The 17,407-nt window shown below is 73.2% G+C and carries 15 protein-coding genes; 3 read left to right on the top strand and 12 right to left on the bottom strand.

Features of this window, described 5'->3' with window-relative positions; genetic code table 11:
• Positions 1-18: 18 nt before the first annotated feature.
• The 8 genes from NBW76_RS06870 to fdxA form a co-directional block, all read right to left on the bottom strand.
• Positions 19-390, bottom strand: a complete 372-nt coding sequence (locus tag NBW76_RS06870) for a hypothetical protein (protein WP_056553152.1) — start codon at positions 388-390, stop codon at positions 19-21.
• 27 nt (positions 391-417) lie between these two features.
• Positions 418-2,907 carry an ATP-binding protein gene (locus tag NBW76_RS06865; RefSeq protein WP_250246823.1) on the bottom strand — a complete coding sequence of 830 codons (2,490 nt, stop codon included), beginning with the start codon at positions 2,905-2,907 and terminating at the stop codon, positions 418-420.
• Positions 2,908-2,911: 4 nt separating this feature from the next.
• Entirely contained in the window at positions 2,912-3,493 is a 582-nt protein-coding gene (kdpC, locus tag NBW76_RS06860; RefSeq protein ID WP_082481730.1) for a potassium-transporting ATPase subunit KdpC, read from the bottom strand.
• On the bottom strand, positions 3,490-5,526 hold the full coding sequence (kdpB, locus tag NBW76_RS06855) for a potassium-transporting ATPase subunit KdpB (protein ID WP_056553158.1): 2,037 nt from the start codon (positions 5,524-5,526) through the stop codon (positions 3,490-3,492). Before kdpB ends, kdpC begins: the two co-directional genes overlap by 4 nt.
• Positions 5,523-7,193 carry a potassium-transporting ATPase subunit KdpA gene (kdpA, locus tag NBW76_RS06850; RefSeq protein WP_056553161.1) on the bottom strand — a complete coding sequence of 557 codons (1,671 nt, stop codon included), beginning with the start codon at positions 7,191-7,193 and terminating at the stop codon, positions 5,523-5,525. Before kdpA ends, kdpB begins: the two co-directional genes overlap by 4 nt.
• 7 nt (positions 7,194-7,200) lie before the next feature.
• A complete protein-coding gene (kdpF, locus tag NBW76_RS06845) occupies positions 7,201-7,290 on the bottom strand; it encodes a K(+)-transporting ATPase subunit F (protein ID WP_082480680.1) in 90 nt (29 codons plus the stop codon).
• A gap of 112 nt (positions 7,291-7,402) precedes the next feature.
• On the bottom strand, positions 7,403-8,506 hold the full coding sequence (gene dapC, locus NBW76_RS06840) for a succinyldiaminopimelate transaminase (RefSeq protein WP_056553164.1): 1,104 nt from the start codon (positions 8,504-8,506) through the stop codon (positions 7,403-7,405).
• A gap of 24 nt (positions 8,507-8,530) precedes the next feature.
• Positions 8,531-8,854 (bottom strand): ferredoxin, encoded by a 324-nt coding sequence (fdxA, locus tag NBW76_RS06835; protein ID WP_055964831.1) that lies wholly within the window; start codon positions 8,852-8,854, stop codon positions 8,531-8,533.
• A 123-nt stretch (positions 8,855-8,977) separates the two neighbouring features.
• Between fdxA and NBW76_RS06830 the strand changes: the two genes are divergently transcribed.
• Together NBW76_RS06830 and NBW76_RS06825 are read left to right on the top strand one after the other, a co-directional pair.
• Positions 8,978-9,964 (top strand): GNAT family N-acetyltransferase, encoded by a 987-nt coding sequence (locus NBW76_RS06830; protein WP_056553167.1) that lies wholly within the window; start codon positions 8,978-8,980, stop codon positions 9,962-9,964.
• A 9-nt stretch (positions 9,965-9,973) separates the two neighbouring features.
• Positions 9,974-10,822 (top strand): intradiol ring-cleavage dioxygenase, encoded by an 849-nt coding sequence (locus NBW76_RS06825; protein WP_056553170.1) that lies wholly within the window; start codon positions 9,974-9,976, stop codon positions 10,820-10,822.
• 37 nt (positions 10,823-10,859) lie between these two features.
• Here NBW76_RS06825 and NBW76_RS06820 read toward each other — a convergent pair whose 3' ends face one another.
• From NBW76_RS06820 to mshB, 4 genes are read right to left on the bottom strand one after another with little or no spacing between them, the layout of a single operon-like run.
• Positions 10,860-13,259 carry a VanW family protein gene (locus tag NBW76_RS06820; RefSeq protein WP_056553172.1) on the bottom strand — a complete coding sequence of 800 codons (2,400 nt, stop codon included), beginning with the start codon at positions 13,257-13,259 and terminating at the stop codon, positions 10,860-10,862.
• Positions 13,256-13,786 carry a flavin reductase family protein gene (locus tag NBW76_RS06815; protein ID WP_055964818.1) on the bottom strand — a complete coding sequence of 177 codons (531 nt, stop codon included), beginning with the start codon at positions 13,784-13,786 and terminating at the stop codon, positions 13,256-13,258. The genes NBW76_RS06820 and NBW76_RS06815 overlap by 4 nt, the downstream gene beginning before the upstream one ends.
• Positions 13,783-14,136, bottom strand: coding sequence for a hypothetical protein (locus NBW76_RS06810; RefSeq protein WP_056553175.1), 354 nt, complete (start codon positions 14,134-14,136; stop codon positions 13,783-13,785). Before NBW76_RS06810 ends, NBW76_RS06815 begins: the two co-directional genes overlap by 4 nt.
• Positions 14,133-15,047 (bottom strand): N-acetyl-1-D-myo-inositol-2-amino-2-deoxy-alpha-D-glucopyranoside deacetylase, encoded by a 915-nt coding sequence (gene mshB / locus NBW76_RS06805; protein WP_056553178.1) that lies wholly within the window; start codon positions 15,045-15,047, stop codon positions 14,133-14,135. Before mshB ends, NBW76_RS06810 begins: the two co-directional genes overlap by 4 nt.
• A gap of 82 nt (positions 15,048-15,129) precedes the next feature.
• Here mshB and NBW76_RS06800 point away from each other — a divergent pair, with 82 nt between their 5' ends.
• Positions 15,130-17,232 carry a prolyl oligopeptidase family serine peptidase gene (locus NBW76_RS06800; RefSeq protein WP_056553524.1) on the top strand — a complete coding sequence of 701 codons (2,103 nt, stop codon included), beginning with the start codon at positions 15,130-15,132 and terminating at the stop codon, positions 17,230-17,232.
• The last annotated feature ends 175 nt before the right edge of the window (positions 17,233-17,407 follow it).

The raw sequence follows: 17,407 nt of genomic DNA, 5'->3' as shown, positions 1-17,407 counted from the left end.
CCGTGGCGACGGGCCGGCTCAGCGCGCACCCCGACGCCGGTGCACGTCGAGCGCCACCAGGGAGGCGGAGGCCAGCGCAGCGGCCAGGGCGGTCGGGCGTGGCACCGCCCGGGTGGACCAGGCGTGCCAGAAGACCGCCTGGTCGAGGGCCTGCAACGGCCCGAACGCGGCGAGCCCGTCGGGGTGACCGGTGAGCGCCCTCGCGCAGAGGTACACGTTGCGCGCCCCGAACAGGCGCCACCCGACCGAGCCCGCTCCCGTCAGCTGGTCGGACGGGATGCCGAAGACCCGCTGCAGCACCGTGGGCGCGAGCAGCGCCGACAGCCCGACCGAGCCACCGATCGCCAGCATCGCCTTCTCGGTGCGGTCGAGGTCCACGTCGGTCGGCATGCGCCCAGTATGGACGGGTCACGCGACTCACGAGGCCGCCCTCGGAAGCTCGACGACGAGCGTGAGACCACCACCGGGGGTGTCCTCGGCCGTGAGGGTGCCGGCCATGGCCTCGGTGAGGCCCCGCGCGACGGCGAGGCCGAGCCCGACGCCGGAGCCGCGGGGCACGTCGCCGAGACGCTGGAACGGCGCGAACATCTCGTCGCGACGTTGCTCGGGCACGCCGGGACCACGGTCCACGACGCGCACCACCACCCGACCGCCGACCGCGGTGGCGTCGACCCGCACCGTCGCCCCGTCCGCGTGCTTGAGCGCGTTCTCGACGATGTTGGCCAGCACACGCTCCAGCAGGGCGGCGTCGGCCCGCGCCTCCGGGAGGTCGTCGGGGACTTCCACCTCGACCCCGGCACCGGTCACGACCCGCTGCACGACCGCGCCGACGTCGACCGGGTCGGTGCGGGCCACCACGGCACCGGTCTGGAGCCGACTCATGTCGAGCAGGTCGACGACGAGGGCGTCGAGGCGGTCCGCGCCGTCCTCGATCGTCTCCAGGAGGTCCGCCCGGTCCTGGTCGGACCAGGGGACGCCGGGGTCGCGCAGGCTGCTCACCGCCGCCTTGACGGCGGCCAGCGGCGTGCGCAGGTCGTGCGAGACCGCCGCCAGCAGCGCCGTCCTGGTCCGCTCCCCCTCGGCCAGCACCCGTTGCTCGGCCTTCACGGCCGAGGCCGCGCGACGCTCCAGCAGCACGGTGACGTGGGCGACGACGGCGGCCAGCAGGGCGTCGTCACCGCCCGGCGCGCCGTCCCCGACGAGGACCAGCTCGTGGTCGGTCCCCACCGGGACCACCGTCTCCGTGCCGACGAGCTCGCCGTGGCGCCCCAGGACCGTGCCGTCGACCGAGCGCAGGACCACGCCGTCGACGTCGACCAGCTCGACCGTCGTGCGCAGCAGCCGGTCCAGGTCCTGGCCCGCATGGACGAGCTGGTGGGCCAGGACGCTCAACGTGGCGGCCTCCTCGCGGGCTCGCCTCGCCAGCAGCGCGAGCCGCGCCGCCCGGTCGACGACGAGGGCCACCGAGATGCCGACGAGGACGAAGAGCACCACGGCGACCGCGTTCTCGCCCGTGGCGATCCGCAGCGTCCGGACGGGAGGCGTGAAGAAGTAGTTCAGCACCCCGCCGCTGACGAGCGACGCGGCCACGGCCGGACGCAGCCCGCCGAGCAGCGCCGTGCCGACGACGAGCACCATGAAGAGCATGGCCTCCGTGGGCAGGCCGTGCAGCTCGGGCGTGGCGAGGAGCAGCGCCGCCAGGGCGAACGGCCCGAGCACACCGACGACGAACCCGGCGAGCGTGCGCCGGTGCCCCAGGGCCGACTGCTCGCGCACCCGCGCCTCACGGCGGCGCGCCTCGTCGTGCGTGACGATGTGCACGTCGATGTCGCCGGACTCGGTCACGATCGTCTCCCCGATGCCCGGCCGCAGCAGGGTGGAGAGGCGACCGCGACGGCTCGCGCCGATCAGCACCTGGGTGGCGTTGCGACCGCGGGCGAAGTCGAGGATCGCGGTCGCGGCGTCGTCGCCGACCGCGGTGTGGAAGGACCCACCGAGGTCCTGCACCGTCCGTCGCAGCTCCTCCAGCCGGGCCGGTCCGGTCTGGCGCAGCCCGTCGCCACGCGAGACGTACAGCGCCGACCACGGCGCACCGCCCTCGGCCGCGGTCCCTCGCGACGCGATGCGCGCGGCGCGGCGCAGGAGCGACTCCGACTCCGGCCCGCCCGTGACGCCGACGACGATCCGCTCGCGCGTGGCCCAGGTCGCGTCGATCTCGTGCCGCTCCCTGTAGCGCTCCAGCCCCTCGTCGACCCGCTCCGCGAGCCACAGCAGCGCCAGCTCGCGCAGCGCCGCCAGGTTCCCCTCGCGGAAGAACTGCGACAGGGCCGCGTCGACGCGGTCGGCGGGGTACACGTTGCCGTGCGCGAGCCGGCGTCGCAGGGCCGACGGGCTCATGTCGACCAGCTCGATGGCCTCCGCCGCACGGACGAACGAGTCGGGCACGGTCTCGCGCTGCCGGACACCGGTGATCGCCTCGGTCACGTCGTTGAGCGACTCCAGGTGCTGCACGTTCACCGTGGTGACGACGTCGATGCCGGCCTCGAGCAGCTCCTCCACGTCCTGCCAGCGCTTGGTGTTCCGGGAGCCGGGCGCGTTGGTGTGGGCGAGCTCGTCGACCAGGCACACCTGCGGCGCGCGGGCGAGCACGGCGTCGACGTCGAGCTCGGTGAGGGTGGTCCGACCGTGCTCGACGCTGCGTCGCGGCACGACCTCGAGGTCGCCCAGCTGCTCCGCGGTGCGCAGTCGGCCGTGCGTCTCGACGACGCCGACGACGACGTCGGTGCCCCGCGCCGCACGCCTCGCGCCCTCGTCGAGCATCGCGTAGGTCTTCCCGACTCCGGGCGCAGCGCCCAGGTAGACGCGCAGGCAGCCGCGTCCCGGCTCGCTCGACCCGCTGCTGCGCACGGACTCAGTCTGCACCCGGCAGGCTCGCGTTCAGCTCGAGGACGTTCACGGTGGGCTCCCCGAGGTAGCCGAGGACCCTCCCCGACGTCGCCTCCTCGACCAGCCGGCGCACCTGGTCGACGGGCAGGCCCCGCTCGCGCGCCACCCGCGGCACCTGCAGGTCCGCGTACGCGGGACTGACGTGCGGGTCCAGGCCCGAGCCGGAGGCCGTGACCGCGTCGGGCGGCACGGCAGCGGGCTCGACGCCCTCCTCGGCCGCCACGGCGGCACGACGCTCCTCGATGGCGGCGACGAGGTCGGGGTTCGAGGGGCCGAGGTTGGACGGGGCCGACGCGAGGCCGTCGTAGGAGCCGGCCGACGGTCGTGAGTGGAACCACGAAGGTCCCTCGAAGGTCTGACCCAGCAGCCGGGAGCCGACGACCTGGCCGTCGACGCGCAGCAGGCTGCCGTCGGCGCGGTCGGGGACGGCGCGACCGACCGCCCACACCGCGGCCGGGTAGAGCACGCCGAGAAGGACCGTGAGCACGAGGAGCACCCGTGCGGCGGCGAAGGACTGACGAAGGAGGTCGCGAAGCACGACGATCACCCGATTCCTGGGATCTGAGAGACGAGCAGGTCGATGAGCTTGATGCCGACGAAGGGGACGACGACGCCGCCGAGGCCGAACACCAGCAGGTTGCGGCGCAGCACGCTCGCGGCGTCGACCGCGCGGCTGCGCACCCCCTTCAAGGCGATGGGGATGAGGGCGACGATCACCAGTGCGTTGAACACGACGGCCGAGAGGATCGCCGACTCCGGCGTGGCCAGCCGCATCACGTTGAGCGTGTCGAGCGACGGGTAGGCCGCCACGAACATGGCCGGCACGATCGCGAAGTACTTCGCGAGGTCGTTGGCGATCGAGAACGTCGTGAGCGCACCGCGGGTGATGAGCAGCTGCTTGCCGATGCGCACGACGTCGATGAGCTTCGTGGGATCGGAGTCGAGGTCGACCATGTTGCCGGCCTCCTTGGCCGCCGACGTCCCCGACGCCATCGCCACGCCGACGTCGGCCGCGGCCAGGGCCGGCGCGTCGTTGGTGCCGTCACCGGTCATGGCCACCAGACGCCCGCCGGCCTGCTCCTCGCGGATGAGGCGCATCTTGTCCTCGGGCGTCGCCTCGGCCAGCACGTCGTCGACGCCTGCCTCCGCGGCGATCGCCCGGGCGGTGAGGGCGTTGTCGCCCGTCACCATGACCGTCCGGATCCCCATGCGTCGCAGCTCCGCGAACCGCTCGACCATGCCCTCCTTGACCACGTCCTTGAGGTGCACGACGCCGAGGGCCCGGGCCGGGCCGGCGTCGCCCTGCCGCTCGGCCACGACGAGAGGCGTGCCGCCGGAGCGGGAGATCTCGTCGATCGCCTCGGTCACGGTCGGCGACAGCGGCGTCTCGACCCACGCGGTCACCGCGCTGCCCGCTCCCTTGCGCAACGAGCGGCCGTCGGGCAGGTCGACACCGGACATGCGCGTCTGCGCCGTGAACTCGACGGCCTCGGCGCCGCTCGGCAGGGATGCACCCGTGCCGCTGCCGCCGGTCTCGGCGACCGCCAGGTCGACGATGGAGCGGCCCTCGGGCGTCAGGTCGGCCAGCGAGGCCACCCGCGCCGCCTCGGTCAGCTCGGCGAGGGTCACGCCCTCGGCCGGCACGAACCGCGACGCTCGGCGGTTGCCGTAGGTGATGGTGCCGGTCTTGTCGAGCAGCAGGGTGCTGACGTCTCCTGCGGCCTCCACCGCGCGGCCGGACATCGCCAGCACGTTCACCCGCACCAGCCGGTCCATGCCGGCGATCCCGATCGCGGACAGCAGCGCCCCGATGGTGGTCGGGATGAGGCAGACCAGCAGCGCGACGAGGACGACGGTCGGCTGGGGCGCTCCGGCGTAGTCGGCCATCGGCGCGATGGTCACGACGGCGAGCAGGAAGATGATGGTCAGGCTGACGAGCAGGATCGACAAGGCGATCTCGTTGGGGGTCCTGCGCCGCTCGGCTCCCTCCACGAGCGAGATCATGCGGTCGAGGAAGGTCTCCCCCGGCGCAGCCGTGACGCGCACGACGATCTCGTCGGAGAGCACGCGCGTGCCGCCGGTGACGGCCGAGCGGTCGCCGCCTGCCTCGCGGACGACGGGGGCGGACTCCCCGGTGATGGCGGACTCGTCGACGGTGGCGACTCCCTCGACGACGTCGCCGTCGCCCGGGATCACCTCGCCGGCGGCCACGCGGACCCGGTCGCCGACCCGCAGCTCGGTCCCGGCCACCACCTGCTCGACGCCGTCGGCGTCGATCCGCCGGGCGGTCACGTCGGTGCGGGCAGCACGCAGCGAATCCGCCTGCGCCTTGCCGCGGCCCTCCGCGACGGCCTCGGCGAGGTTGCCGAAGACGACCGTCAACCACAGCCAGACGGCGATGGCGAGGGTGAACACGCTCGGGTCGACCACCGCCGCGACCGTCGTGACGAGCGAGCCGATCCAGACGACGAACATGACCGGGCTGCGCCACAGGTGGCGCGGGTCGAGCTTGCGCAGCGCGGCCGGCAGCTGCGCGAGAAGCTGCCGCGACAGGGGGGTGGTGGCCGAGGTGCGGGTCATCGGGAGGCTCCTGTCAGGGCCTCGGCCACCGGGCCGAGGGCGAGGGTCGGGAAGAAGGTGAGCGCGGAGACGAGGAGCACGACGCCCACGACCAGCCCCCCGAACAGCGGGGTGTCGGTGGGCAGCGTGCCCGCCGTGGTCGGCACGCGTCGCTGGCGTGCCAGCGATCCCGCGAGCAGCACCACGAGCACGATCGGCACGAACCGGCCGAGCAGCATGGCCGCCGCGAGCGTCAGCTGGAAGAACGTCGACGTCACCGTGAGGCCGCCGAACGCGCTGCCGTTGTTGTTGGCCGCCGAGGTGAACGCGTAGACCACCTCGGAGAAGCCGTGACCGCCTGGGTTGCCCATCGCCGCCACGCTGGACGGCAGGGCGATGGCCGTGCCGACGCCCACGAGCACCAGGGCGGGCGAGGCGAGCGTGTAGAGCGCCACGAAGGTCATCTCCTTCGTGCCGATCTTCTTGCCGAGCAGCTCGGGGGTCCGGCCCACCATCAGTCCGGCGACGAAGACCGCCAGGATCGCGGCCACGAGGATGCCGTAGAGCCCGGCGCCCACGCCGCCGGGTGACACCTCGCCCAGCATCATGTTCGTCAGCACCGCGCCGCCACCGAGGGGCGAGAACGAGTCATGGGCCGCGTTGACGGCACCGGTCGACGTGCCCGTGGTCGAGACGGCGAACAGGGCCGAGGCCCACTCCCCGAACCGGGTCTCCTTGCCCTCCATCGCCGCCCCGGCGGCCGTGGCGGCCTGGCCCTGCCCACCGACCTCGGCCCACGTCGTCACGGCCAGGGAACCGGCCCACAGGACGCTCATGACCCCGAGGAGGACGAGGCCCTGGCGCCGGCGACCGGTCAGCGTCCCGAAGGTGCGGGTGAGGCAGACGGGCACGACCAGCAGCAGGAAGATCTCGAGCAGGTTCGTGAGCGCGGTCGGGTTCTCGAACGGGTGGGCCGAGTTGGCGTTGAAGAAGCCGCCACCGTTGGTGCCGAGCTCCTTGATCGCCTCCTGGCTCGCCACGAGGCCGCCGGGGACCACCTGGGTGCCGCCGGCGAGGGTGCGGACCGTGACGTCGCCGAGGTTCTGCACGACACCCGCCAGCAGCAGGAGGACCGCGGCCACCGCGGAGAGCGGCAGCAGGATCCGCACGACCCCACGGAGGAGGTCGACCCAGAAGCTGCCGAGCGTGGTCGTCTCGGTCCGCACGAGACCCCTCACGAGCGCCACGGCCACCGCGAGGCCGACCGCGGCGGACACGAAGTTCTGCACCGTCAGCCCGAGCGCCTGCGCGCTGAACCCGAGGGTGGACTCCCCCGCGTAGGACTGCCAGTTGGTGTTCGTCACGAACGAGACCGCCGTGTTGACGGCCATGTCCCACGGCATGCCGGGCAGACCGCGGCTCCACGGGAGGGCCGACTGGCCGACCAGGATGGCGAGGAGCAGCGCGAGGCTCACGGCGGAGAACGCGAGCACGCTCAGCGCGTAGCCGCGTGCGCTCTGCTCGGCGTCAGGGTCGATGCCGCCGATGCGGTAGACGGCTCGCTCGACGCGCAGGTGACGGCTGGAGGTGAAGACACGGGCCATGTGGTCGCCCAGCGGGACGTAGACCACGGCGAGGAGCGCGAGCAGCGTCGCGATCGTCAGGAGGCCGGAGACGGTGTCGGACATGGGCGGCTCAGAACCGGTCGGGCCGCACGAGGGCCACGACGAGGTAGACCAGCAGCGCGACGACGCCGAGCAGCTGGAGGGCGGTGACGAGGGACATGCCCCCAGCCCACACCCGTCACGACCGCTCGACGCCCGTCCTGACGGGCTCCTGACGCGTCTTGACGACTTCTTGACGCGCCTTCTCGACGCAGCGCCCCGAGGCGCAGGGTTCAGGCGGTCAGACGGGCCACGGCGGCGGCGATGCGCTCGTCGGTGGCGGTGAACGCGACCCGCACGTGGTTCGCACCGCGCTCGCCGTAGAAGTCACCGGGTGCCACCAGGATGCCGCGCTCGGCGAGCCAGGCCACGGTGTCGCGGCAGCCCTCCCCGCGGGTGGCCCAGAGGTAGAGCGCCCCCTCGGAGTGGGTGATCGTGAAGCCGGCCGACTCCAGGGCGCGGCGCAGGGCGTCTCGCCGCTCGGCGTAGCGCCGACGCTGCAGCTCCACGTGCTCGTCGTCGGCGATCGCTGCGGCGAAGGCGTGCTGCACCGGGGTCGGCACCATGAAGCCGAGGTGCTTGCGCACCGCCAGCAGCTCGGCCACCACTGCGCGGTCGCCTGCCACGAACCCGGCGCGATAGCCCGCCAGGTTGGACCGCTTGGACGTCGAGTGGACCGCCAGCAGTCCTTCGTGGCTGCCCTCGCACACGTCGGGGTGCAGCACCGAGACCGGCTCCGCGTCCCAGCCGAAGTCGGCGTAGCACTCGTCGGACACGAGCAGCGCGCCGCGTTCGCGACACCAGCGCACCACGGCCCGCAGGTGCTCGGCGCCGAGCACCTCGCCGTGCGGGTTGGCCGGGGAGTTCACGTACACCAGGGACGGCACGTCGGTGAGCCCGTCGGCGACCGGGTCACCGAGGACCACGCGGGCGCCGGCGAAGCGGGCACCCACCTCGTAGGTGGGGTACGCCAGCGACGGCAGCACGACGGTGTCAGCCGGGCCCAGCGCGAGCTGGGTCGGCAGGTTGGCGATGAGCTCCTTGGAGCCGACGGTGAGCAGCACCTGGTCGGCGGCGAGCCCCGTGACACCGAGCCGACGGCGGAGCCAGTCGACCGCGGCCTGGCGGACCGCGTCGGGTCCGAGCACCGTCGGGTAGCCGGGAGCGTCCGACGCCGCGGCGAGCGCCTCACGGGCGACCGCGGGCGTGGGGTCCACGGGGGTGCCGATCGACAGGTCGACGATGCCGTCGGGGTGGGCGTTCGCGCGCTGCTTCGCGTCGGCGAGCGTGTCCCACGGGAAGTCCGGGAACCGCGCGGACAGCCGGGGCCGGTCCATCACTGCCTGCTCATCGGCCGCGGATCACTCCTGGTTCTGCGGCGGGAGCGCAGCGATGAACGGGTGGTCCTTGTCGATGACACCCGTGCGCGCCGCACCACCGGGAGACCCGAGGTCGTCGAAGAAGTTCACGTTGGCGTCGTAGTACTCCTTCCACTCGGACGGGGTGTCGTCCTCGTAGAAGATCGCCTCGACCGGGCACACCGGCTCGCAGGCACCGCAGTCGACGCACTCGTCGGGGTGGATGTAGAGCATCCGCTTGCCCTCGTAGATGCAGTCGACGGGACACTCGTCCACGCACGCGCGGTCCTTGAGGTCCACACACGGCTGGGCGATCACGTACGTCACGGGAGACTCCTTCGACACGAGCACGGCTGCACGACCCGAGGGCTCACGGGCAGGCCGAGGACCAGTATCGCGCCTCGGCCAAGGGCGTCCGCACCCAGGTCTGCCTCATGAGACGGTACTGCCGTGAGCGACGTGGAGATCCTGGTCGGGCAGCGCGCGACGGTGCGCCACCGGCTCGACGACGGCAGTGCCACCGACGTGGTCGGGCGCGTCGTCGAGGCCGGTCCGAACGGCGTGACGGTCGAGCGTCGTGACGGGTCCGAGGTCGTGGTGGCTGCCGACCGCGTCGTGGCGCTGAAGGTCGTCCCGCCGCGTCCGACGCGCAGCCGTCGCGCGCTCGACGTGGGCGTCGACGAGCTCGTCCGCGTCACGTCGCGAGGGTGGCCGGCGCCGGACGTGGAGCAGCTCGGCGACTGGGAGCTGAGGGCCGCGGGCTCGTTCACCGGGCGCGCGAACTCGGTGGCCGTCGTGGGCGAGCCGGGGCTGCCCCCGGCGGAGGCCGTGGCACAGGTCCTGGCGTTCTACGCCGCGCGCGGACTGCCGCCGCAGGCCCAGGTGGTGGTCGGCTCGGACTGGGAGCGCCGGTTCCTGGATGCGGGATGGGTGCCGAGGGCGGGCTACCGCGGCGGTGCGGTGGTGCAGGTCGCCGACCTCGTCGACGCGCCAGAGGCCGACCCCCATGTGGACGTGGTGGGGGCCGCGTCCGACCGCTGGCTCTCGCGCTACGGACGGGTGGACGACGCCGCTGCCGCCCGAGCCGTCCTCGAAGGACCGCGCACGGTCGGGTTCGCCGAGCTGGAGGACGGCGGGGTGCCTGCTGCGGCCGTCGGACGCGTGGTGGTGACCGGGGAGTGGGCCGGTGTCGCCGCCGTGGAGACCCTCCCCGACCACCGGCGTCGCGGCCTCGCGGACGCCGTCGTGCGCACGTGCCTGGCCTGGGCGCACGAGCGCGGCGCGACCCGCGTGTACCTGCAGACCATGCCGGACAACACGGGCGCTCTGGCGCTGTACGCCCCCCACGGCTTCGTCACCCACCACGAGTACCGCTACCTCGAGCCCTCACAGGAGGCTCACAGCCGATCCAGCGGGGGCCACAGCGCCGGCGCCTAGCGTGACCGCATGAGCACCCACCACGACGAGGTCGAGGACCACGACCTCGGACTCTCCCACGACCTCCCGACCCTGTGGCACCGCCGCCGCCTGCTGGGCCTCTTCGGCGGCGCCGGTGCGGCGGTCGCCCTGGCCGCCTGCTCCACCGACTCCAAGGGAACCGCGACCGCCACGTCGAGTGGTCCTCCCGAGGGCGGCGGACCCGGCACCTCGGCCGAGGTCGGGGACGGCGAGATCCCCGAGGAGACGAACGGCCCCTACCCCGCGGACGGCACCAACGGCGTGAACGTCCTCACCGAGTCGGGCATCGTGCGCAGCGACATCCGCTCGAGCTTCGGTGGTGCGAGCGGGGTCGCCGAGGGCATCGCCCTGACGCTGACGCTCACCGTCGTCGACGTGAGCAGCGCCGACGACGCCGGCACCGCTGCAGCCGGGGCGGCGGTGTACGTGTGGCACTGCGACCGCGACGGGAGCTACTCGATGTACTCCGACGACGTGGCGGACGAGAACTACCTGCGTGGCGTGCAGGAGGCCGACGCCGACGGCACGGTGACGTTCACGTCGATCTTCCCGGCCTGCTACGCCGGGCGGTGGCCGCACGTGCACTTCGAGGTGTACCCGAGCCTCGACGACGCGACGTCGGCGAGCAACCGGCTGAGGACGTCCCAGCTGGCCTTCCCGGAGGACGTCTGCGCCGACGTGTACGCCACCGACGGCTACGGGAGCAGCGTCTCGAACCTCGCCCAGGTCTCGCTCGACTCCGACAACGTGTTCAGCGACGGCTACTCCCTGCAGCTCGCGAAGGTCAGCGGCTCCGTCGCCGACGGCTACACCGCGTCCCTGCGGGTCCCGATCTGACGGCCGCAGGTGGTTCGGGACCGGGGATGGCCGACCCTCAGTCGTCCTTCGGCTCCTCGCCGCAGACGATCCGGGCCGCTGCCTGGTAGTTGGCCGTGTCCGTCTCGCGCTTGACGACCTTCCCGCCCTTGCTGAGGGTGCGGTAGATGTCGATGTCGAACCCCTGCAGCGGAGCCTGGGGCACGCAGTCGTCGGAGTCGTCGTAGCGCGTGGCGGGGGCGCGGAAGTTGCGGCGCTCGGACTTGCCGGCCTTCACCTCGAACTCCTTGGTGCCCCACATCTGGACCGTGGTGCGGCCGACGCCGCCCGGGCTGCTCTTCTGCACGAACGCGCGGATGAGCACACCGCTCTGGAGGTTGTTGCGGAAGCGCAGGTCGAGCGAGCCGAAGTAGACGGTCGCCTCGCGGCCCACCGGGTAGCGGTCGATGTAGAAGGCGTGCGGGTGGTGCTCCACGTCCTCGAGGCCGGCGAAGAACGCCGCGTTGTAGGTGGTGGTGACCACCTGCGACACACCTCCGCCCAGCTCGTCCTGGAAGCGGCCGTTGTTGATGACCGAGCCGGTCGTGAACCCGTTGGCCGCGGTGCGCTCGCCGACGGTGTCGTTGAAGGAGAACGTGTCGCCCGGCTTGAGGATCGTGCCGTTGAGGATCTCGGCCGCGCGGCCCTGGTTGACGTTGCGGTACTCGGCGTGCGGGTACTCGGTGGTGAACTCGCCGATCTTCTCGACGATCTTCAGCGCCTTGGCGTCCTCGGTGGTGAACGCCGGCTCGACGACCTTGGCCTCGACCTGGACGGTGCGCTCGTCGCCGGTCTCGGTGAGCACCGGCACGAGCTTCTCGGCCATCTCCTGCGGCTGCAGGCCGACGCCCTCCTTGCCGGGCACCACGACGGGCTTGTCGTCGCGGATCTCGACCGTGGCATCGACGGCCTTCTTGCCGATGCCGGTCGTGGCGTCGGTGAGCGGCTCGGCCAGCTTCTCGGGGTCGATGACCGGTGCCATCGCGCCGTCCACGGGCTCGACGGTGAGCGCGGGCGCGTAGGCGGTCACCGGCAGGTCCACGTCCTTGTCGCCGACCTCGATGGTCACGGGCGCGGCGACCGCGGGCTCCGCGACCTCGGTCATCGCCCGCCGCAGACCGTCCTCGTCGACCGCGGGCTCGACGGCGGCGGTGGGGACCTTCGCCGGGTCGGTCTGCACGAGGTACTGGTCCTGCACGAGCTGGGCGGTGTCGTCCTTGCGGACCACCAGCCCGGGCTTGGGTGCGCGGGGCTTCGGCTTCGCCTCGGGGAAGGTGATGAGGGCCTCGGTGACCGGCACGTCGACCGCCTCGGCGACACCGTCGACAGCCGCCTTCAGGGCTGCGTCGTCGACGTCGAGGGCGGGCGCGTGCTCGTGGCTGCCGAAGAACAGGGCGACCATGTCGCGCGGGTCCCAGCTGCGGACGCCGCCCGCCTGGTCGACCGACGCGTCGACGTCGAGAGCCAGCCCGGCCTCCGCCGGGTCGATCTCGAAGGACTCGTCGGCGTGGGTGAGGGTGACGGGGTCGCCCTCACGCGGGGTGAGCTCCTCGTCGACGGCGGCGCGGGCGGCGGCCGGTGGCAGCCCGCCCACGTCGACGCCGCCGATGCTCGCGTCGGCGGGCATGCGGGTGCCCGTCAGGACGTAGCCGCCCACGTACAGGCCGCCCAGGACGACGACGGCGGCGAGCAGGGCCCAGCGGCCCCGGCGGCGCGGGCGCTCGTCCGACGGCTCCTCTCCCCCGGTGGGCGGGATGCCGGCGGCCCCGTCGTGGCGGTCCGTCGAGGACTCCTCGTGCAGGCCGTCGTGGAGCGGGAGCGCGTCGTCCTCGGGCTCGTGCCGGAGCTCGTCGTCCGGCGGCGGGGTGCTCAGCGCCGAGCCGGCGAGGGCCGCGGCGACGGCCGACCGCGTGCGCGTCTCGTCGCGACGGTCGTCGTCCGGGTCCTCGTGCGGGTCGTCGTGCTCGTCCTCGACGGGGTCGGCGTCGATCGCGTGCAGCGGTGGGACCGAGTCGTCGTCGACGTCGTCCTCGTCGAGGTCGTCCTCCTCGGGGTCGTTCACGTCCTCGAACGGCTCGTCCTCAGCGACGGCCTCGGCCGGGGTCGCGGTCTCGTCGACGTCGACGTCCGGCTCGACGGCGTCCTCGGAGAGGGCGATGTCCTCGTCCGCGGGGTCCTCGTCCGCTGCTGCGTCGAGGGCGGGGTCCTCCTGCGCCTCGACGTCGGTGTCGTCCGCGGGTGTCGTGTCACCGAGGTCGAGCTCGGCGTCGTCGTGCTCGGCGAGGGGCTCGGCGTCGGTGAAGGTGTCGTCGAGGTGCCGGTCGTCGGCTCCCTCGGCTCCCGTCTCCCCCTCGCCGGGGCGCGGGTGCTCGGAGTCGGGTCCCTCGACGTCCGGCCGCTCAGGTCGCTCGTCGCTCATGCCTTCTCCTGGATGGTCTTCTCGCTGAGGGGCGACCGCACGATCGTCCCGTAGTGCGACCGGTAGTACAGCAACGGGTCGTCCACCCCGTCGCGCACGGCCGCGCCCGTCACTGCACCCATGATGACGGAGTGGTCGCCACCGTCGTGCACGGCGTGCGTGGTGCACTCCAGCCAGGCCAGGGCGTCGTCGAGCAGCGGCGCGCCGTTGGCGCCGCGGTGGAACGGCACGCCGGCGAGCTGGTCCTCCAGTGGTCGGCCGCGGTCGGCGAACCATGCCGAGGCGTCGCGCCCCTCCTCGGTGAGGATCGAGACGCCCCACGTACCTGTCGTGAGCACCGCGTCGTGGAACCGGCTCGCCCTGTGCGAGCACACCAGCACCATCGGGGGCTCCAGCGACACCGAGCAGAAGGCGCTGGCCGTCATGGCGTGGTCGACGCCGTCGAGGACGGTGGTGACCACCGTGACACCGCTCGCGAACCTGCCGAGGGCGTCGCGGAAGGCACGCTGGTCGACGGACGCGGTCATCGTTCCAGCCTAGGAGCGAGCAGGACCGCGGCGGCGCACACCCCCAGGCCCCCGATCATCCAGGTCCAGCCGATCGCGTCGGCGGCCACGAGGTAGGAGCCCGTCGGCTGCAGCTGCTGGAGCAGCAGCACCAGGGTCCAGCCGAGCCCGAACCAGGCGGCCCCCACCCGCACCGCGAAGCCGCAGGCCACGGCCACGAGGGCCACGGTGACCAGGCTGAGCACCAGGCCGCCGGGCCGGTCGGCCCCCATCACCTCGAACGTCGTGCGGTGCACGAGGGACCCCAGGACCCCCACCCAGACGCCGAGCAGCACCACGACCAGGCGGGCGAGGGCCGCCGCCGCGCTCACACCCCGGTGCCGGCGAAGAGGTCGTCCTCGAACGTGGTGCCCGGCGCCGGCGACGCGACACCCTTGACGAGGCGGTAGTGCTCGGTGCCCCACGCGCGCTGGGCGACGTCGTTGGACAGCGCGAAGAACGGCCCGTCGACGGCGATCTGCGTGGCGTGGGCCCGCATGGCGTCGAGCTTGGCGTCGACCCAGGTGCTGCCGTCGACCACGGCGTCGAGGTCCTCGTCGCGGATCGCGAACGGCGGCAGGTTGTCGGGGTCCATGCCCTCCATGAACTGCAGGTCCCCGGCCTCGCGGATCTCCTTGATGCCCTGACGCATGGCCGACTCCGACATCGCCGTCCAGTAGACCTTCGCCACGTCCCAGGCCTCGCCGAGGTCGTGGCGGTAGGACCGTGCCGCCGCGAGGGCGACGGCGTAGTGCGCCACCCGGTTGGCCTGCACGTGGTCGGGGTGGCCGTAGTTGCCGAACTCGTCGTAGGTCACGAGGACCTGCGGCCGGATCTCGCGGATGACGGCGACGAGCTCGTTCGTGGCCTCCAGCAGGTCGGCGTGCCAGAACGCGTTCGCGTGGATCTCGTCGGCGGCGGTGGCGTTGCCGTTCTCGTCCCACTTCATGCCGGAGTCGCGGAAGCGGCCGTCGCCACCGAGGCGGCGGAAGTCGGTGACGCCCAGGATCCCCATCGCGTCGGTGAGCTCGGTGAGCCGGTGCGCGCCGAGCCCGTCGTCCTGGTCGGCCGCCAGGTGCTCGAGCTCGGGAACGAGGATCTCGCCCATCTCGCCGAGGGTGCAGGTGACGAGGGTGACGTGGGCCCCCTCGCTCACGTACTTCGCCATGGTGGCGCCGTTGTTGATGGTCTCGTCGTCGGGGTGGGCGTGGACGAGCAGGAGACGACGTGCGGGCAGGGCCATGGCGCCAGCGTATCGACGCGGCACGAGCGTGGGCACGGGAGCGCAGGAGGGGCGCGGGGGCACGGATGGTGAGATGGGTGCCATGACGGTCTCCTACCCTCGCCTCGCCGCCAGCACCGCACGCTTCACGCTCGGCATCCCGCGCAACGTGACGGTCTCGCCGGACGGCGGCACCGTGTGGTTCGTGCGCACCGCCGACGGCGTCAGCCGCACCGGTGCCCTGTGGGCCCACGACGTGGCCACCGGGCAGGAGCGGGTGCTGGTGGACCCCGACGCCCTCCTCGCCGACGGCGAGCAGCTGTCGGCGGCCGAGCGCGCGCGACGGGAGCGCTCGCGCGAGACCGGCGCCGGTGTCGTCGACTACGCCGTTGACACGGCGGGGCGGTGGGCCTCCTTCGCCCTCTCGGGCAAGGCGTGGGCGGTGGACCTGGCTGCCGGGGCCGTGCACGAGCTGCCCACCGTCGACGGCGTGATCGACCCGCGGGTCGACCCCACCGGACGACGGGTGGCCTACGCCGCTGCCGACGGCGCCCTCAGGGTCGTCGACCTGCAGGGCGAGGAGAGGGCCGGCGACGAGCAGGTGCTGGCGGCGCCGGACACGGCGACGCAGGTCTGGGGCCAGGCCGAGTTCATCGCCGCGGAGGAGATGAGTCGGTACCGCGGGTTCTGGTGGGCCCCCGACGGCTCCTCGCTGCTCGTGGAGCGCTACGACGACGCCCCGGTGCAGGTCTGGCACGTGGCCGACCCCGAGAACCCCGACCGCGAGCCGGTCGCCCAGCGCTACCCGGCCGCCGGCACCCCCAACAGCGAGGTGACGCTCTGGCACGTCGCGCTCGACGGCACCCGCACCGAGGTGCAGTGGGACCGCGAGCGGTTCGAGTACCTCTCGAGCGTCACGTGGACCGAGCACGGCGCCCCCGTGCTGCAGGTGCTGAGCCGCGACCAGCGCAGCGCCCGCGTGCTGTCGGTCGACGTCGCGGACGGCTCCACCGAGACGCTGCGCGAGCTCTCCGACGCGGCATGGGTGGAGGTCACGAGCGCGCCGCGCCGTGCGCCCGGTGGCCGTCTGGTCACCGTGGAGGACGTGGACGGCTCGCGTCGGCTCGTCGTCGACGGCACGCCCGTCGGGTCGTCGGAGTGGCAGGTGCGCGGCATCGTCAGCACCCACCCCGACGCGGTGGTCGTGACCGCGTCGGCGGAGCCCACCGAGGTGCAGGTGCTGCGCGTCGGCCTGGGCGGGACGTCCGACGTCGAGCCGCTCACGTCGGGCCAGGCCGTGCACGGTGCGGCCGTCGGCGGCGGGACCACGGTGGTGAGCCGCTCCGCGCTCGACGCGGTCGGCACCACCTTGACGGTGCACCGCGAGGGCACGGCCGAGACCACGCAGCTGTCGGTCGTCGCAGAGCCGGCGCCGTTCGAGCCCGACGTGACCGTCGTGTCGGTCGGCGAGCGCGAGCTCCGCGCCGCCGTCCTCTTCCCGCGTGACCACGTGCGGGGCTCACGCCGCCTGCCGGTGCTCATGGACCCGTACGGCGGTCCGCACGCCCAGCGCGTGCTCGCGTCGGCCCGCATGTTCCTGGAGGCGCAGTGGCTGGCCGACCAGGGCTTCTGCGTGATCGTGGCCGACGGTCGCGGGACGCCTGGTCGCGGGGCGGTGTGGGAGCGGGAGATCCTCGACGCGTTCGCCGAGGTCACCCTGGCCGACCAGGTCGACGCACTCGCCGGCGTGGCCGAGCGGTTCCCCGACGACGTCGACACCTCGCGCGTCGGCATCACGGGCTGGTCCTACGGCGGCTACCTGTCCGCCCTGGCCGTGCTGGCGCGACCGGACGTCTTCCACGCCGCGGTGGCCGGCGCTCCCGTGACCGAGTGGCGCCTGTACGACACCTGCTACACCGAGCGCTACCTGGGGCACCCCGACGAGCGGCCCGACGTGTACGACCGCAACTCGCTGCTGCCGCTCGCCCCGCGCCTGGAGCGTCCGCTCATGCTGATCCACGGCCTGGCCGACGACAACGTGGTGGCCGCGCACACCCTGCGCCTGTCGTCGGCCCTGCTCGCGGCCGGCAAGGCGCACACCGTGCTCCCCCTGTCGGGCGTCACCCACATGACGCCCCAGGAGGTCGTGGCCGAGAACCTCAAGGTGCTGCAGGTGGACTTCCTGCGCACCCACCTCGGGGCCTGAGCTCTCCGCGCTGCTCGGACCATCCTCGACCTGCGGCCGCGCTGCCGGTCCTTCGTCAACCTGCGGCTGCGCTGCCGGTCCTTCGTCGACCCGCGGCTGCGCTGCCGGTCCCTCCTCGACCTGCGGCTGCGCTGCTTCCGCTCCGAGTCGGTCTGGTCTCCGAAAGGGCCTCGAC

This window comes from Aeromicrobium sp. Leaf245, assembly GCF_942548115.1.
Classification (GTDB): domain Bacteria; phylum Actinomycetota; class Actinomycetes; order Propionibacteriales; family Nocardioidaceae; genus Aeromicrobium.
This window is presented reverse-complemented; position numbering and strand designations above follow the sequence as displayed.